This window comes from Vibrio sp. 03_296 (assembly GCF_002265885.1).
In genome coordinates this window covers 1-992 of the sequence record NZ_NPKW01000199.1, presented here as the reverse complement: position 1 = coordinate 992, position 992 = coordinate 1, and the positions used below count along the sequence as shown (strand labels likewise).

Annotated in this window: 2 pseudogenes; both read left to right on the top strand. The window is 49.3% G+C overall.

Annotation, left to right across the window (positions count from 1 at the left end):
- A pseudogene (locus CIK04_RS23350) lies at window positions 1-345 on the top strand (response regulator); the annotation flags it as partial.
- 106 nt (window positions 346-451) lie between these two features.
- Window positions 452-992 (top strand): annotated as a pseudogene (locus CIK04_RS23345) (LacI family DNA-binding transcriptional regulator); the annotation flags it as partial.

Sequence of the window (992 nt, the reverse complement as noted above, 5' to 3'; positions counted from 1 at the left end):
GAAACGCAAAAACCGCGCGCGGTGGCGGTGCTGGATATTTACGCCGTGTGCGTGTTGGCCAGCGCCAATATGAGCATCACCGCTGAACAGTTGAGTCATGCCATTCATWAAAAAATGGTCAGCAAAACAATATTGGATACCTGCCAAATGGTGTTGGATAAATCCTCTTTGGCGTTTTTGGACAGCTTAACGCGCAAAAGTTTGCGGCTAAAAAGCGTCAGTTTTGTGCCGGAAGCGTTTGATAAGTTGAAGGTGCTGTTTAGCAAACCCGCCGATAAACGCCTCGAATTTTCCTGTCAGTTAGGGGAGATGGCGCAGGGGAAGATCACATTGGTGGGTTTTTAGCGTAGCACCTTGGTTGTGTGTGAGGATCGGATTGGTCATAATGTTACAAGTAACATTAATGACAAAATCTTTTTATGGCTCAACACAATAAGAAACCGCGCACCACTTGCAGGATGTGGCGGATCAAGTCGGCGTGACCAAGATGACGGTATCACGCTACATGCGTAATCCCGATTCGGTAGGCGGAAAAGACCCGCGAGAAAATCGCCACTGCGATTGAGCAGATGGGGTACATCGAGAACCGTGCCCCAGCGATGTTGTCGAAATCCTCTAGCCGAGCTATTGGGGATCCCTACTGCCTTCTTTTGTCCAACCAAATTTTTGCTTCCTTTGTTCAGGGCATTGAAACCGTCACCAAAGCACATGGTTATGAAACCCTCTTGGCACACTTTAGCTACGATGAGCTTGAAGAGGAGCGCAAAATCGCGTCGCTGCTCTCGTATCAGGTGGATGGTTTGATTCTAACGGAAGCCACCACACCGAACGCACGATGCAGATGATCAAAACGCAGGCATTCCGTGGTCGAACCATGAACTGCAGCGCAGCCAATCGATATGGCGGTAGGGTTAGACCACGAAGATGCCTCTTACAGCGTGGTTAACGCATGTTGGCTTCGGGTAAGCGCACCATTGTGTATTTTGGTGCAC